The organism is Duganella sp. GW821-FHT01E12 (genome assembly GCF_059422325.1).
Genome location: NZ_JBWKWR010000006.1, coordinates 1 through 14,385, shown reverse-complemented (window position 1 = coordinate 14,385; position 14,385 = coordinate 1). Strand labels below are relative to the sequence as shown.

The window sequence follows — 14,385 nt, the reverse complement described above, 5'->3', positions numbered from 1 at the left end:
GAAGATGCGCCCGTTCATTGGCTGCTCTCTCTTTCGTTCCACAACAAGTCCTTCAATCTGTGCCGCGCATGAAACATGCGGGTCTTCACCGTGTTCAGCGGACACTCCACCACCTCGGCGATATCGCTGTAGGCCATGTCGTGGTAGTAGGTTAGCACCATCACCGCGCGTTGCGCGGCGGGCAGCTGGTCCAGCGCATCGGCCACGGTCTGTTGCAATTGCTGTCGGTTCAAGGTCTGCTCCGGCTGGTTGCCGCGCTCGTCCTCGTACAGCGAGGCGTCCGCTTCCACCGGCTCGTCGCTGGCCTTCAAGCCCTTCAGGGTCTTGCGGTAGGCGATGGCAAACACCCAGGTCGACACCTTGCAGCTGCCGTCGAAACTGGCGGCCTTTTGCCATACCACCAACATGGTGTCGTTGACCACCTCCTCGATCAGCGCCGCGTTGCGCGCCATGCGGCCGATAAAGCGCGACAGGCGCGGGAAATACATCCGGTACAAGGCCTCGAAGGCGAGCTTGTCCCCGGCCGCTATCCTGGCCACCAGCCGCACCTCGTCCGCTTCCGGGTTCGGGCCGCCCATCCGGCCCCGTTCTTGCTGCATCCGCCATCCTCCATTTTCCCCGTTAATGCCTTGCCGAGCGAAAACGGTTCTACGAGTTGGGAAATTTTATGGTCCCATGCTACCACCGCGATTCTCGGTTAACATGGCGCACATGAACCTGAACCAACAAGTTGACCACCTGGCCGGTTTCCTGCAACAGCACCGGCGCGTGCTGGTGCTGACCGGCGCCGGGCTGAGCACCGCCTCCGGCATCCCCGACTACCGCGACAAGGACGGCGTGCGCCGCGGCCGCACGCCCATCCAGGGCCCGGACTTCCGCAAGTCCGAGGCGGTGCGCCGCCGCTACTGGGCGCGCAGCATGGCCGGCTGGCCGACGCTGGCCCAGACCGCGCCCAACGCCGGCCACCAGGCGCTGGCCCGGCTGGAGGCGGCCGGCCGCATCGACGCCCTGGTCACCCAGAACGTCGACGGCCTGCACCAGCGCGCCGGCACCAGCAAATTGATCGAACTGCACGGCAATATCCACGGCGTGGTCTGCCTGGACTGCCGCGCGCTGCACCGCCGCGCCGACATCCAGGCCTGGCTGACGGCGGCCAATCCCGCGCTGGCCAACGCCGGCGCCGGGGCGGGCGGCGAGATCGTGCCCGAGGCGCGCCCCGACGGCGACGCCGAGATCGAACTCGACGCCTTGCAGGATTTTCGCATGCCCAGCTGCGACGCCTGCGGCGGCACGCTGCAGCCGGACGTGATCTTCTTCGGCGATAACATCCCACCCGCGCGCACGGCCGCCGCGCTGGACCTGATGGAACAGGCCGACGCCTTGCTGGTGGTGGGCTCGTCGCTGATGGTGTTTTCCGGCTACCGCTTCTGCAAGCTGGCCGCCGCGACGGGCAAGCCGATCGCCGCCGTCAACCTGGGCAAGACCCGGGCGGACGAGCTGATCGGCCTGAAGGTGGAGGCGACGGCCAGCGAAGTGCTGCCGCGCCTGCTGTAGGTCAATTCCGCTGCAGCATCGAGCGGACGATGGCTTCCTTGGCCAGCACATAGTCCTGGCCGGCCAGCACGAAGTTGGTGTTCGGCTGGATCACCTTGATGTTGATGAACACCATGTCCGACGTCTCCGCGTACGAGCCGACCACGATGGCCTGCGCGTTGTGGGCCGTGGCCACCTCGCCGATCTCGCGGGTGAGCATCAGCTCGCCCTGGTTGCGCTTCAGGTAGACGCTGTTGCGCAGCTTCATCTCCAGCATGCTCAGGCCGCCCTGCGCCAGGCGCGTGGACAGCTGCTCCGACACCAGGCGGCCCAGCGTGGTGGTCTGCTCCAGCGCGTCGATGTTGACGATGGTGGCCATGATCAGCGGCTTGTCGGCGGTCAGCTTGCCGCTGAGCTGGTGCATCAGCGAATCGGCCGCCTTGTAGTTGGCGTCGATGAACTGGTTGGAGGAGATGGTCGAATAATTGCCTTCGTCCTTGGTGGGCGTGGAGGAGCAGGCGCCCAGCAGCAGCGGCAGCGCCAGCAGGCAGGCGCGGGCCAGGGTCGGAACGTGGTTCGGCATTACATGTCTCCGCGGACTTTGAACAGTCGGGTCAATTTGGGTTCGTCCGGCTCGGGATCGACGATGCCGTACAGGATGCGGTCGCTGTCGGCCACGTAATAGGCCGAGGTGCTGCGCGCCACGTAGCGGAACTGGTCGGACACCGAGACGGTGACGATGATTTCGGTGCGCGGCGTCGCGCCCGGGGCGAACTGGGCGTTGAACCAGTCGTAGGAATCCCAGGCCGCGGCGCCGGCCGCCACGCCGCCCAGCAGCGGCGCTTCGATCTCGCTGAGCACCCAGACCCCGCTGGCCAGCGCGGCGCGCTCGCCGTGGTAGCGGTATTGCGGACGGTTGGCGGTGAAGGTCACGGCCTGCACGTCCATGTCGATCTTGAGCGAGCCGGCCGGCGAGCGCGTCACCACGTAGCCGTCGTTCACCAGCGAGGTGGTCAGCTGGGTGGTCAGCGCGCGCTGGAACGGGCTCGGCTCGCGCGGCTCGTTCAGGTACACCGGACGCGGCGGGCTCTTCTTGAGTTCGGCCACGATGCTTTTTTCGATATTGTCGGAGATGACACCCCAGTGGTAGGCCGCCTGCAGCTTGGCCTGCTTGGTGGTGGGGAAGTTCGTTGCCTGCGGGGTCGGCGTGTAGCGCGACGCGCAGCCTGCGAGCAAGATACCGGCTGCCAGAGCCATTGCAGTTTTCAGCGCCATCATTGCCTCGTCGTCAAAAGTCTGGTCGGGTTCGCGGCGCGCGCAATCGGCAAGCGCCAGCCGCGAATGTAAAATCATTCTTCTGCCAGTTTAGCATGGGTGTTTCTAATTAGAAACTCGTCGGGCAATAAAAAACCCGGTACGGGACCGGGTTCTGTACAGGGCGCGCAACAGTGCGGCGGGGAATGTCAGCGGCGGTTGGTCTTCATGGCGGCCGCCACCTCGCGCTTGCCGTCGCGGTCTTTCTCGGTGGCACGCTTGTCGTGCATCTTCTTACCTTTGGCCAGGCCGATTTCACATTTGACGCGGCCGCCCTTGTAGTGCAGGTTGAGCGGCACCAGCGTGTAGCCGGCGCGCTCGACCTTGCTGATCAGCTTGTCCATTTCCTGGCGGTGCAGCAGCAGCTTGCGGGTGCGCACCGCTTCCGGGTGGATGTGGGTGGACGCGGTCGGCAGCGCGCTGATGTGGGCGCCGAACAGGAACAGCTCGTCGCCCTTGATGGTGACGTAGGCTTCCTTGATCTGCACGCGGGCGTCGCGGATGGCCTTCACTTCCCAGCCCTCAAGGACGATGCCCGCTTCGTAGCGGTCTTCGATGAAGTAGTCAAAAAAGGCTTTTTTGTTATCGGCTATGGTCATGGGATGGTATCGGTTAAACTACTGCTTCGCGCACAGAAACGCGAATAATTCAACATCATAGCAAATGGTTAGCCAATGGCAGTAGTGCACAAATCAGTTTTCCTCGGATACAGCGCGCAGCAGATGTTCGATCTGGTCGCCGCGATCGAGGACTATCCCAAGTTTCTGCCGTGGTGCGGTGGTGTCGAAATACGCGAGCGCGATGGCAACACGGTGACGGCCAGCGTCGGCATCAACTACCACGGCGTGCGGCAAAGCTTCACCACCTCCAACGAAAACACGCCGTCGACCGCGATCAAGATGAAGCTGGTGGACGGTCCTTTCAAGTGCCTGGACGGCGTGTGGACCTTCAAGGCGCTGCGCGAGGACGCCTGCAAGATCGAGCTGGACCTGCATTACGAATTCTCCAGCACCTTGCTGGCGAAACTGGTGGGGCCGGTGTTCGGCGTGATCGCCAACAGCATGGTCGATTCCTTCTGCAAGCGGGCGGAAACAGTGTATGGCGGCTGAAACCTTCAACATCGAAGTGTGCTACGCCAGCGATGCGGTGCAGTTCCTGCGCGCGCTGCGGGTGGCGGCCGGCACCACCATCGAGCAGGCCATCGTCCTCAGCGGCGTGCTGCAGGAGGCGCCGGAAGTCGACCTGGCCAGCATGCAGGTCGGCGTCTACGCCAAGAAGAAAACGCTCGACACCGTGCTGCGCGAACACGACCGGGTCGAAATCTACCGTCCGCTGATCGCCGATCCCAAGCACGCCCGCCGGCGGCGCAAGGCCGCCTGACGCTCAGGCTGCGCGCTCGATCAGGAACTGGCGCAGCATCGGCTGCTTGAAAAATTCGGTATGCCAGACTTCCGATTGCTTGAGCTGCGGCGTGCCAAAGCTCAGCATGCGCGCCTCGGCCACCTGCGCCTCGGGCAGCAGCACGCCGTCGTACGGAACCACCACGTCGTTATCGGTTTGCAGCAGCATGCGGTTGATCAGCGTGCCGGCCTGCTCCAGCAGCGAGTGGCCGAAATCGAAGTCGGCGCGCGCGTAGTAGGTGCTGGCGCCGGTGAGCAGGCTCTCGCTCTTGGCGAGCTGCCCGATCAGCGCCGAGCCGCTTGCCAGCGCCTCCACGCTGGGCAGCTCGAAGCCCAGCGACAGCGCCATCCGCGCCAGCCCGATCACCAGATCCAGCGCCATGCCGCCGCTGAACGAAGCCAGCATGGCCGCCACGTTGAGGAAGTGCTGGATCTCCTCCGGCGAGGCCAGCGCCGACCCCTGATTGGCCGCCGCCACAAAGAACACCTTGCCCACGCTGGCGATACGGCCGGCGCGCTGCTTGCCGAGCGCGGCCAGGACGGCATCGTCCGCGTCCGGCGCGGTAGACAGCAGCGAACGCACCACCAGCCCGCCGCGGCTGTGGCAGACGAGGTCGACGTCCCAGCCGGCGTCGGCCGGCAGCCGCGCCAGCAAGTCCAGGGCGTTTTGCTGCGGCGTCTTGGCGATGGTCCAGTGGTCGTAGCCGAACACCTGGTTGTCGTAGCGCGCCAGCAGCTGCTGCATGGTGCCGTCCGCCGCGAGGTCGCCGAACGCGCCTTCGATGGAACTGAAGATGCCATGCACGAACAGCAGCACCTTGCGTCCGCGCGAGGCCGCCAGTTCGGCCGCCGTCGCCGGCTGATGCCAGCCGTGGCGCAGGCTCAGCAGCGCTTCCGGTTTGTTGTGGGCTTCGATGGCTTCGGCCATCTGTTGCGTCATGCGCTCGCGCACGCGCAGGGCGGCCTGCACGATCCAGTCCATGCGGCCCGCGGCCGGATGCATGGGCGCCAGCAGCGTCGGCGCGGCGTCGGTCGGGAACACGAACTGGATGCAGCCGCTGTCCTTGTGGCGCACGATGTTCAGGTGCTCATCCGCGATCTCGGCGGACGGCAGCGGCGTTGCCGGCAGCAGCGTTAAGGGCGGCGCAACGATCTCCGGCGCGGCGTCGGCCAGAGCGCGTTGCAGTTCAGCGTGCTTAGTGAATTGCATGGCGATCTCCTGATGGTTTTGACGCCAGTGTACGATGCGCCGGCCGATCGCCGCGCCAGTTTGCGCAAGCACATCGGGCTCGGCTACACTGCTCGTCCCAACCCACTGTGGAGCGATGTTGAACCAGCCCGATTATTCCAAGTACGACCAAGAACAGTTGCGGCAAATCCGCCGCAGCATCGATGCCGACCGTTTCCCCGAGCGCGTCGCGCAGATCGAGGCGCGGCTGGCGGAATTGGCCGCGCAGCCGGCCGCACCGGCCGCGACGGCTGCCGTGGCCGACGCAGCCGGGGTCCGCGCCGATCCCGCCAGCTACCGGCCCGTCATGCGCCGCGCCGCCAAGGGGATGGCCTGCGTGGTGGCGGCCGATGTCGCCGTCGCCATCTGGAATGCCAGGCACGGGACGGGATCGCAGTTCAACGCCGACGTGTCGTCGTTGATCACGGTGCTGCTGCTGGCGTTCGGCGGACTGCGGGTGGCGATCGTGCTGCGCTGGTTGGCGGTGCTGGGTCTGCCCATGCTGGTGCTGGCGCCGCTGATGATGTTCGCACAGCCGCTGGACTTGACGCTGAGGCAGCTTGCGCTGGATCCGTCCGCGTACCTGATCGCCGTCCTGCTGCCGATCTTCAAGAGCGCCATGTCCTTGTGGATGCTGTGGTTGTTGAGCGGCCCGGCGATCCGGCAGGCGCGCGCCTTCGAGGGCCGCGAACGCTACGACATGCGGGTGCCGCTGGCGCTGGGCGCCTTGCTCACGGCGGCGTTCGGCCTGTTCCTCTTCACGCAGATACTGGGTGAGCGCGGCCGCCACGCGGAGCAGCTGGCGGCGCGGCAGGAGGGCGCCAAGTATCGCTATCACGTCAACAACATTCACGTGATGGACAACAACAAGGGCACTGTTGTCCATGCGACGGTGGTGGTCTGGAACGACCGGATGGTCGGCAATATGGACGTCAGCTGGGAAGAATAGCGCGCCTCAGGCGCTCTCGCGCGCCATCAGCGTGAAGCCCAGGTCGATCTGCTTGTTGGCCGGGTCTTCGCCCTTGATGACCGCGCGCAGCAACCTGGCCGCTTCGTAGCCGATGCGGTAGCGCGGCGTGGCGATGGTCGTCAGCGACGGATTCATCCACGCCGACGCGGGCAGGTCGTTGAAGCCGCAGATGGCCAGCTGCGACGGCACGGCGATGCCGCGCCGCTGGCACTGGTAGACCGCGCCGTGGGCCAGGTCGTCGTTGCAGCAGAAGATGGCGTCGCAGTCGGGCGCCTGCGCCAGCATGCGGCCCAGCAGCTCGGCCCCCAGCGCGATGGTGGACGGTTCGCCCACCATCACCTCCAGCTTGCTGTCGAGCAGGCCGGCGTCGCGCATCGCCTGGCGATAGCCTTCGGCGCGGCGCAGCGTGCGCTCGTCCAGCTGCGCGGCGAGGAAGCCGATGCGCTTGTGGCCCTTGTCAATCAGGTAGCGCGTCATCGCGTAGCCGGCCTGCACCTGCGAGAAGCCCACCGTGAACTGCGACGGGTCGGTGGACATGTCCATCATCGACACCACCGGCACGCGCGAGTTGGTCAGGATCTGCTGCACGCGCGGGCTGTGGCTCAGGCCGGAAAGCAGCATGCCGTCGGGATTCGACTGCAGGTAGGTGCCGATCAGCTTTTCCTCTTCCTGGTCGGAATAGCGGGTATTGCCGATCAGGATCTGGTAGTCGTCCGCGTCCAGCGCATCCTGGATGCCGGCCAGCACTTCGGTGAACACCGCGTTCGACAGCGACGGCACCAGCACCGCGATCACCTTCGACTGCGACGAGGCCAGCGCGCGTGCGGCGCGGTTGGGCACGTAGCCCAGCTCGACGACCGCCTTGTCCACCCGGTCGCGCAGCGCCTGCGACACCATGTCCGGCTGGGTGATGGCGCGCGAGGCGGTCATGGTTGCCACGCCGGCGTGCGCCGCCACCATCGCCAGGGTGATGCGGCCGCTGGCGCGGCTCTTGATCGCTGCTGTCTTGCTCATATTGGACCGGGAAGAATCGCTGATAGCGATATCATACGGCAGCGGGGCAGCCCGACGACAGGGTCTATTTGCATCCGGCCAACACTTTTTGATTCTTTTTCGCCATTTCGGCGCGTTCGGCGTCGCCCATGATGCCGCGTTCGCCGTTGCTGTCGTAGTTGCTCATGCGTACGCCGTCGGCCAGCGCCTGCAGATTCTTGCGGGCGGCGTCGCAGTTGGCGGCGAGATCGGCTTTTTGCTGGGCCTCGGCCGCGGCCTTTTTGGCGGCTGCGGCGGCCTCGTCTTTACGCTTGTTGAAGTCGGCGTTGCGCTCGGCCAGCGTGGGCGGGCGCTTGGCGGCGTCCGGCGCCGGCTCGGCGGCCGGCGCTTCGGCCTCGGTGCTGGGATTGAACGGCGCCTTGCCGGGCGCCTTCAGGATGCGGCTTTCCGGCACCGACGGCGGCGGCGGACGATCCGACAATTGCTTGACGCCCTTGTCGTCGATCCAGATGTATTGGGCCATGGCCAGCGAACAAGCTGCCAGCAGCAGGGCGCCGGCCAGGCCGTGCAGGGTGCGGTAAGTCATGGTGACGCTCCAGTTAGGCGAACTCCGATTTCGCCATGATACGCCGCCACGCTCAACCGCAAAGAAAAAGCCCGTCGTCCAGAGGGCGACGGGCTGCCGGTAGCGGATGCCGCCGGGGTGCTTACCAGCCTACATCACGCAGCAGCGGGAAGGACAGGTCGAACGGCGGCGTGACTTCGTGGGTCAGGTCGTTGTTGATCGCCGGTTCCATCAGCAGGTTGGGGAAGGCGCTGACGTCGTAGTGCGACACCGACGAACCGCCCTGGTACGGGTTGGGCGCGAACATCTGCAGGCGTCCGGCCGCATCGGCGCCGGCGCGCAGCGCCAGATTCACGCCCAGGTTGGCGAACACATTGGAGTGCAGGCGGGTGCGCTTGGCCAGGGCCGCTTTCAGGGCGATGCCGTCTTCCTGCGAAATGCGCACCGCTGGAATGGTGACGCTAGGATCGGCGCCGCCCAGGCCGGGCGGAGGCGAACCTGGCGTATTGTCGGCCACGATCATGCCGATTGCGCCGGCGTCCTGCACCGCCTTGGCCTTGATGGTGAAGGCGCACACGCCGCGGTCCACCAGGGCGATCTTGCCGTTGACCGCGGCGGCGTTGAGCGCCGACAGCGGGCCGCAGGCCAGGCCGAGGTTGGGGGCGGTGTCGACCACCGGCATGATTTCGCCGGTGCGGCCAGGGCTGCTCAGCGCCGGGCCGAAGCTGGCGGTGCCGACCTGCACCACGCCGGCGATGTTGGCCGGGCTGATCAGCGTGAGCGCGGGCGCGCCTTGCTGCAGCACGGTGTTGACGTAGCTGTTGGCGATCGGGCCGGTCCAGACCAGCTTGCCGGTCTTGAGCGACGAGGCGGCGCGCTCGGCGTCCGTCATGTCCTTCCACAGCTTGTTGGTGGTGCTGTCCTTCAGGTAGAAGTCCCACACGCTGGGGAAGCCGCCCAGCTGCGCGCCGGTCGAACCGTTGGTGTAGGTCTGGAAGCCCAGGCCGTGGCCGAATTCGTGGGTCAGCACGGTCACCAGGTCGACGGCGTTGCCGTGGTTGGCGTCCAGGCCCAGGTAGAACGGCGAGCCGGCCAGGCAGGTGGGCGTGCCCAGGTTGATGTTGAAGCGGGCGCGGATGTCGGCGACCGAGGAGTCCGGATCGGAGCCGGTCAGCTTGGCGGTCTGGGCCTTGCCGAACCAGGCGCCGGCCTGCGGCGCGCCGGCGAAGTCGTGGAAGATTTCGGTGGCGCCTGCGCTGCCCAGCACAGCCGAGGTGGCGGTGCAGGTCAGCGCTTCCCAGGTGGCCAGCACGCGGATCGGGGTGGCGCTGGTGAGCGTGGCGCCCCATTTGTTGGCGGCGGCCTGGAACGCGTTCAGGCGCTGCACGCCCAGCGTGGTGCCGGCGTTGCCGCCGACCGGAGCGACCACGGTCGGGTCATTGAAGCCGACGTTGGCCGGGTCGCCGTTGACGATCACGATGGTGGCGGCGGCCCAGCTGGACGAGGCCAGCAGGCAGGCGGCCGCAGCGGCGATGGCTTTCAGGGTGAGGCGCTTCATTGTTGTTCTCCTTTCACGGCTTGCAGGCTAGGGCCGTGCGCCAGGTGGTGGGCGACATCTTCGCCGGGGACGCAGGACTCGACCAGCTGGCCGTCGGCATCCTTGTGGATCACGGCGTAGCTGGCGGTGGAGTCGTCGAGCCTGAGGCCGACGCCGCCGCGCGCGGTGGTCAGCGGCGCGACGCGGGCGCCCATCGCCACGCGGCCGCCTGCCTTGGCGCTGATGGCCGGCACGGCTGCGGCGGCCAGTTCGGCAGCCTGTTCGGCCGACGGGCCGACCAGTTGGCCGGTGGCCGGATCTTTGTAGGCCACCATGCCGGCGCCGGCCGGCGCGGCGGTCGCGGCCAGCTCAGGCTGCACGGCGACGCGCGCGTTCGGGAAGCTCATCAGGCCATTGGCGCCGGTTTGCGGCTCGGCCGCCTGCGCCACCAGGGTGCTGGCGGACAGGCCGGCCAGCGCCAGCAGGCGCAGCTTCTTGCGGCTGAACGCCACCACGCCCAGGCCCAGCAGCAGCATCAGCGCGGTGGTCGGTTCAGGCACGGCGCTGATGTTGACCGAGTCGATGCCGATGTGGTCGCCGTTGAGGGCGGTGTTGTCCACCAGATAGCGGAAGGCGTAGCGGCCGCTGGTGGCGCCGGACAGGCCGGACAGGGTCAGCGAGTTGTTGGTCCAGCCGGTGTCGGCGGACGCGCTGTAAGTGCCCAGCAGCTGGAAGTCGCCGGTCGAGGCGGTGGTGTTGCCGACATTGCTGCTGGCGCCCGCGGTGCTGTAATAGACTTGAACGGTATCGACCACGCCTTCCGCCAGCAGACGCAGCGAGAAGTTCAGCTGCTCGCCGTTGGCCATGGCCACTTCCGGCGTGATCAGCCAGTTGCTGACGGCGCCACCGTAGACCGCGTTGTTGAAGTTGGCCGCGATGTAGGAATTGTTCGCGCCGGCCGCGGCGTGGAACAGGGACTCGTCGCCCTGGAACCAGTTGGTCGAGCCGACCGCGCTGCTGTTGTTGGTCATTACCCAGCCGCTGGCGCCGAGGGTGCTGATGTCGTTGAATCCCTCGGATAACAAGGGACTGGCGAAGGCGGAGCTGGTAGCGACCGAGGCTACGAGTCCGATCAGGTATTTATTCAAGTTCATGATGCCCCAATGGTATTGTTTTGCCTGCCTAGCAAGCGAGCGTGTTGAACATGTCAGATAGCAACGTGTGCGTGCATCTGGCCCAAATGACTACCTTTAATAAAGTACAGCAATTTTTCTTGGCTATCTATATATATTATTTATAAAATATCCACGAATATTCGGTTGGAAACGCCGCCACGCCTGATGTTGGCGAGCACAACCGTAGTTTGCGCCCCGCACAATTAGAGTCCGGAGTCGAGGCTTTTTTGCAACATGGTCAGGAGTGCATGCTGGAAGGAAAGTAAATTTTCAAAGATGCGGGCGGCCGCTGCCGGGGCCTTCCCGGGCGGTTTGCAGAAGTTTCGGACAAAACATGCCCGTTTCTGTATAATCTGCTTTTGCGCCTATAGGAAATGCTATGCGTCTACTCCAAAAAGCACTCACGTTTGATGACGTGCTTCTCGTCCCAGCGTACTCGAATGTTCTGCCTGCCGATACGTCCCTCAAAACTCGCCTGACCCGCAACATCAGCCTGAACATCCCCTTGCTGTCCGCAGCGATGGACACGGTCACCGAAGCCCGCCTGGCGATCGCCATGGCACAAGAGGGCGGCATAGGCATCATCCACAAGAACCTGAATCCGAAGGACCAGGCTCGCGAAGTGGCGCGCGTCAAGCGCTTCGAGGCCGGCGTGCTGCGTGATCCGATCACCATCCCGCCGACCATGAAGATCCGCGACGTCATCAAGCTGACCGAGCAATATGGCATTTCCGGCTTCCCTGTCGTCGAAGGCAAGGAAGTGGTGGGCATCATCACCAACCGCGACCTGCGTTTCGAACAGGAGCTCGACGCCGAAGCCCGCGCCAAGATGACCCCGCGCGAAAAGCTTGTGTTCGTCAAGGAAGGCGTGGAAGGCGCGGATCGCGACGAAGCCAAGCGCCTGATGAACAAGCACCGCCTCGAGCGCGTGCTGGTGGTCAACGACGCGTTCGAACTGCGCGGCCTGATCACCGTCAAGGACATCCAGAAATCCACCGAGCACCCGCTGGCGTCGAAAGACTCGCAGGGCAAGCTGCTGGTTGGCGCGGCCGTCGGTGTCGGCGCCAAGGATGAAGAGCGGATCGAACTGCTGGTCGCCGCCGGCGTCGACGTGCTGGTGGTCGACACCGCCCACGGCCACTCGCAAGGCATCCTGGACCGTGTGAAATGGATCAAGACCAAGTTCCCGCAGGTCGACGTCATCGGCGGCAACATCGCCACCGCGGCCGCCGCCAAGGCGCTGGTCGAGCACGGCGCGGACGCGGTCAAGGTCGGCATCGGCCCTGGCTCGATCTGCACCACCCGCATCGTGGCCGGCGTCGGCGTGCCGCAGATCACCGCCATCTCCAACGTGGCCGAGGCGCTGGAAGGCACCGGCGTGCCGTGCATCGCCGACGGCGGCATCCGCTTCTCGGGCGACATCTCCAAGGCCCTGGCGGCCGGCGCGTCGACCGTGATGATGGGCTCCATGTTCGCTGGCACCGAAGAGGCGCCGGGCGAAGTGATCCTGTACCAGGGCCGTTCGTACAAATCGTATCGCGGCATGGGCTCGCTGGGCGCCATGTCCGACGGTTCGGCCGACCGCTACTTCCAGGACGCCACCATGAAGGCCGACAAGTTCGTGCCCGAGGGGATCGAGGGTCGCGTGGCCTACAAGGGCAGCGTGCTGGCGATCATCTTCCAGCTGGTGGGCGGCGTGCGTCAATCGATGGGTTACTGCGGTTGCGCCACCATCGACGAACTGCGCAGCAAAGCCGAGTTCGTCGAGATCACCTCGGCCGGCATGCGCGAATCGCATGTGCACGACGTGCAGATCACCAAGGAAGCGCCGAACTACCGTTCCGGCGACTAAACCGTCCTTGCAACGCCGGCTTAGCAAAGCCGGCGTTTTTCTATTCTTTACCTCTCCAGTACATTACTCATGCACTCAAAAATCCTCATCCTCGATTTCGGCTCCCAAGTCACCCAGCTGATCGCGCGCCGCGTGCGCGACTCCGGCGTGTTCTCGGAAGTGTACCCGTACGACGTCAGCGACGAATTCGTGCGCAACTACGGCGCCGCCGGCGTGATCCTGTCGGGCAGCCACAGCTCGACGCTGGAAGGCGACGCCCCGCGCGCGCCGGACGCCGTGTTCGAGCTGGGCGTGCCGGTGCTGGGGATCTGCTATGGCATGCAAACCATGGCCGCGCAGCTGGGCGGCAAGGTCGAGAACGGCCTGGTGCGTGAATTCGGCTACGCCGAGGTGCGCGCCCGCAGCCACACCAAGCTGCTCGACGGCATCAACGACTTCGTCACCGACGAAGGCCACGGCATGCTGAAAGTGTGGATGAGCCACGGCGACAAGGTGCTGGAGATGCCACCGGGCTTCGTCCTGATGGGCAACACCCCGAGCTGCCCGATCGCCGCCATGGCCAACGAGGAGAAGCGGTTCTACGGCGTGCAGTGGCATCCGGAAGTGACCCACACGGTGCAGGGCAAGGCCATGCTGGGCCGCTTCGTGCACGAGATCTGCGGCTGCAAGTCGGACTGGAACATGCCGGACTACATCTCGGAAGCGGTCGAGAAGATCCGCGCCCAGGTCGGCACCGACGAGGTGATCCTGGGCCTGTCCGGCGGCGTCGATTCGTCGGTGGCCGCCGCGCTGATCCACCGCGCCATCGGCGACCAGCTGACCTGCGTGTTCGTCGACCACGGCCTGCTGCGTCTGGACGAGGGCAAGATGGTGATGGACATGTTCGCCAAGAACCTGGGCGTCAAGGTGATCCGCATCGACGCCGAAGACCAGTTCATGGGCCACCTGGCCGGCGTGGCCGATCCCGAGCAGAAGCGCAAGATCATCGGCCGCGAATTCGTCGAAGTGTTCAACGCCGAGTCGGGCAAGCTGGTCAACGCCAAGTGGCTGGCGCAGGGCACCATCTACCCGGACGTGATCGAATCGGCCGGCAAGGGCAAGAAGGGCCAGACCATCAAGAGCCACCACAACGTGGGCGGCCTGCCGGAGCACATGAAGCTGTCGCTGCTGGAGCCGCTGCGCGAACTGTTCAAGGACGAGGTGCGCAAGCTGGGCGTGGCGCTGGGCCTGCCGCATGACATGGTCTACCGCCATCCGTTCCCAGGCCCAGGCCTGGGCGTGCGCATCCTGGGCGAAGTGAAGAAGGAATTCGCCGACCTGCTGCGCCGCGCCGACGCCATCTTCATCGAAGAGCTGCGCAACACGCCGTACGAGCCGGTGGTGGTGCCGGGCTTCGACCAGGACAGCGTGCCTGCCAACTGGTACGAGGCGACCTCGCAGGCGTTCGCGGTGTTCCTGCCGGTGAAGTCGGTGGGCGTGATGGGCGACGGCCGCACCTACGAATACGTGGTGGCCTTGCGCGCCGTGCAGACGCAGGACTTCATGACCGCGCACTGGGCGCACCTGCCGCACGCGCTGCTGGGCAAGGTGTCCAACCGCATCATCAACGAAGTGCGCGGCATCAACCGTGTCGTGTATGACATTTCCGGAAAGCCACCTGCGACCATCGAGTGGGAGTGATGCCGTAGCCGGCAGCCGCTGGCGCTGCCTGGCAAACGGATGAGACCAAGCCCCTGATTTTTGAACTGACCCCAAATAGTTGGACGGTATAGTTTGCTAAGCAGCCAAGGGCTGAGTTCTGTATTGCACAGGACTCAG

15 protein-coding genes are annotated in these 14,385 nt (G+C 65.5%); 6 read left to right on the top strand and 9 right to left on the bottom strand.

Features of this window, described 5'->3' with window-relative positions; all coding sequences use genetic code 11:
- Positions 1–14: 14 nt before the first annotated feature.
- Positions 15–599: an RNA polymerase sigma factor gene (locus AC07WS_RS17700; protein ID WP_494730355.1), complete on the bottom strand. Its 585-nt coding sequence runs from the start codon at positions 597–599 to the stop codon at positions 15–17.
- A 112-nt stretch (positions 600–711) separates the two neighbouring features.
- Here AC07WS_RS17700 and AC07WS_RS17695 point away from each other — a divergent pair, with 112 nt between their 5' ends.
- Positions 712–1,554: an NAD-dependent protein deacetylase gene (locus tag AC07WS_RS17695; protein ID WP_494730354.1), complete on the top strand. Its 843-nt coding sequence runs from the start codon at positions 712–714 to the stop codon at positions 1,552–1,554.
- Position 1,555: 1 nt separating this feature from the next.
- Here the strand turns inward: AC07WS_RS17695 and AC07WS_RS17690 are convergent, their stop codons facing one another.
- From AC07WS_RS17690 to smpB, 3 genes are all read right to left on the bottom strand, one after another.
- Positions 1,556–2,116, bottom strand: coding sequence for a FlgO family outer membrane protein (locus tag AC07WS_RS17690; protein WP_494730353.1), 561 nt, complete (start codon positions 2,114–2,116; stop codon positions 1,556–1,558).
- Positions 2,116–2,886 carry a YajG family lipoprotein gene (locus tag AC07WS_RS17685; RefSeq protein WP_494730352.1) on the bottom strand — a complete coding sequence of 257 codons (771 nt, stop codon included), beginning with the start codon at positions 2,884–2,886 and terminating at the stop codon, positions 2,116–2,118. Before AC07WS_RS17685 ends, AC07WS_RS17690 begins: the two co-directional genes overlap by 1 nt.
- 110 nt (positions 2,887–2,996) lie before the next feature.
- Positions 2,997–3,446, bottom strand: a complete 450-nt coding sequence (gene smpB, locus AC07WS_RS17680) for an SsrA-binding protein SmpB (RefSeq protein WP_494730351.1) — start codon at positions 3,444–3,446, stop codon at positions 2,997–2,999.
- A gap of 75 nt (positions 3,447–3,521) precedes the next feature.
- Here smpB and AC07WS_RS17675 point away from each other — a divergent pair, with 75 nt between their 5' ends.
- Complete coding sequence (locus AC07WS_RS17675; RefSeq protein WP_494730350.1) at positions 3,522–3,956, top strand: type II toxin-antitoxin system RatA family toxin; 435 nt, start codon at positions 3,522–3,524, stop codon at positions 3,954–3,956.
- A complete protein-coding gene (locus AC07WS_RS17670) occupies positions 3,946–4,227 on the top strand; it encodes an RnfH family protein (protein ID WP_494730349.1) in 282 nt (93 codons plus the stop codon). The genes AC07WS_RS17675 and AC07WS_RS17670 overlap by 11 nt, the downstream gene beginning before the upstream one ends.
- 3 nt (positions 4,228–4,230) lie before the next feature.
- Here AC07WS_RS17670 and AC07WS_RS17665 read toward each other — a convergent pair whose 3' ends face one another.
- The gene (locus AC07WS_RS17665) at positions 4,231–5,457 is read right to left on the bottom strand and encodes an esterase/lipase family protein (RefSeq protein ID WP_494730348.1); all 1,227 of its coding nucleotides are present in this window, start codon (positions 5,455–5,457) and stop codon (positions 4,231–4,233) included.
- A 118-nt stretch (positions 5,458–5,575) separates the two neighbouring features.
- On the opposite strand from AC07WS_RS17665, the gene AC07WS_RS17660 reads away from it, so the two are divergent.
- Entirely contained in the window at positions 5,576–6,424 is an 849-nt protein-coding gene (locus AC07WS_RS17660; RefSeq protein ID WP_494730347.1) for a hypothetical protein, read from the top strand.
- 6 nt (positions 6,425–6,430) lie between these two features.
- Here AC07WS_RS17660 and gntR read toward each other — a convergent pair whose 3' ends face one another.
- From gntR to AC07WS_RS17640, 4 genes are all read right to left on the bottom strand, one after another.
- On the bottom strand, positions 6,431–7,459 hold the full coding sequence (gene gntR, locus AC07WS_RS17655; protein WP_494730346.1) for an HTH-type transcriptional regulator GntR: 1,029 nt from the start codon (positions 7,457–7,459) through the stop codon (positions 6,431–6,433).
- A 64-nt stretch (positions 7,460–7,523) separates the two neighbouring features.
- Positions 7,524–8,024 carry a DUF4124 domain-containing protein gene (locus AC07WS_RS17650; RefSeq protein WP_494730345.1) on the bottom strand — a complete coding sequence of 167 codons (501 nt, stop codon included), beginning with the start codon at positions 8,022–8,024 and terminating at the stop codon, positions 7,524–7,526.
- A gap of 121 nt (positions 8,025–8,145) precedes the next feature.
- On the bottom strand, positions 8,146–9,561 hold the full coding sequence (locus tag AC07WS_RS17645; protein WP_494730344.1) for a PA domain-containing protein: 1,416 nt from the start codon (positions 9,559–9,561) through the stop codon (positions 8,146–8,148).
- The gene (locus tag AC07WS_RS17640; RefSeq protein ID WP_494730343.1) at positions 9,558–10,694 is read right to left on the bottom strand and encodes a choice-of-anchor J domain-containing protein; all 1,137 of its coding nucleotides are present in this window, start codon (positions 10,692–10,694) and stop codon (positions 9,558–9,560) included. Before AC07WS_RS17640 ends, AC07WS_RS17645 begins: the two co-directional genes overlap by 4 nt.
- 400 nt (positions 10,695–11,094) lie before the next feature.
- Here AC07WS_RS17640 and guaB point away from each other — a divergent pair, with 400 nt between their 5' ends.
- Positions 11,095–12,567, top strand: a complete 1,473-nt coding sequence (gene guaB, locus AC07WS_RS17635) for an IMP dehydrogenase (RefSeq protein WP_494730342.1) — start codon at positions 11,095–11,097, stop codon at positions 12,565–12,567.
- A 69-nt stretch (positions 12,568–12,636) separates the two neighbouring features.
- Positions 12,637–14,247, top strand: a complete 1,611-nt coding sequence (gene guaA / locus AC07WS_RS17630) for a glutamine-hydrolyzing GMP synthase (protein ID WP_494730341.1) — start codon at positions 12,637–12,639, stop codon at positions 14,245–14,247.
- Positions 14,248–14,385: the final 138 nt, after the last annotated feature.

Excerpts from the sequence above, each read along its gene's own strand:
- AC07WS_RS17700 (WP_494730355.1), bottom strand. The coding sequence starts at position 599 with ATGCAGCAAGAACGGGGCCGGATGGGCGGCCCGAACCCGGAAGCGGAC.
- AC07WS_RS17695 (WP_494730354.1), top strand. The coding sequence starts at position 712 with ATGAACCTGAACCAACAAGTTGACCACCTGGCCGGTTTCCTGCAACAG.
- AC07WS_RS17690 (WP_494730353.1), bottom strand. The coding sequence starts at position 2,116 with ATGCCGAACCACGTTCCGACCCTGGCCCGCGCCTGCCTGCTGGCGCTG.
- AC07WS_RS17685 (WP_494730352.1), bottom strand. The coding sequence starts at position 2,886 with ATGATTTTACATTCGCGGCTGGCGCTTGCCGATTGCGCGCGCCGCGAA.
- smpB (WP_494730351.1), bottom strand. The coding sequence starts at position 3,446 with ATGACCATAGCCGATAACAAAAAAGCCTTTTTTGACTACTTCATCGAA.
- AC07WS_RS17675 (WP_494730350.1), top strand. The coding sequence starts at position 3,522 with ATGGCAGTAGTGCACAAATCAGTTTTCCTCGGATACAGCGCGCAGCAG.
- AC07WS_RS17670 (WP_494730349.1), top strand. The coding sequence starts at position 3,946 with ATGGCGGCTGAAACCTTCAACATCGAAGTGTGCTACGCCAGCGATGCG.
- AC07WS_RS17665 (WP_494730348.1), bottom strand. The coding sequence starts at position 5,457 with ATGCAATTCACTAAGCACGCTGAACTGCAACGCGCTCTGGCCGACGCC.
- gntR (WP_494730346.1), bottom strand. The coding sequence starts at position 7,459 with ATGAGCAAGACAGCAGCGATCAAGAGCCGCGCCAGCGGCCGCATCACC.
- AC07WS_RS17650 (WP_494730345.1), bottom strand. The coding sequence starts at position 8,024 with ATGACTTACCGCACCCTGCACGGCCTGGCCGGCGCCCTGCTGCTGGCA.
- AC07WS_RS17645 (WP_494730344.1), bottom strand. The coding sequence starts at position 9,561 with ATGAAGCGCCTCACCCTGAAAGCCATCGCCGCTGCGGCCGCCTGCCTG.
- AC07WS_RS17640 (WP_494730343.1), bottom strand. The coding sequence starts at position 10,694 with ATGAACTTGAATAAATACCTGATCGGACTCGTAGCCTCGGTCGCTACC.
- guaB (WP_494730342.1), top strand. The coding sequence starts at position 11,095 with ATGCGTCTACTCCAAAAAGCACTCACGTTTGATGACGTGCTTCTCGTC.
- guaA (WP_494730341.1), top strand. The coding sequence starts at position 12,637 with ATGCACTCAAAAATCCTCATCCTCGATTTCGGCTCCCAAGTCACCCAG.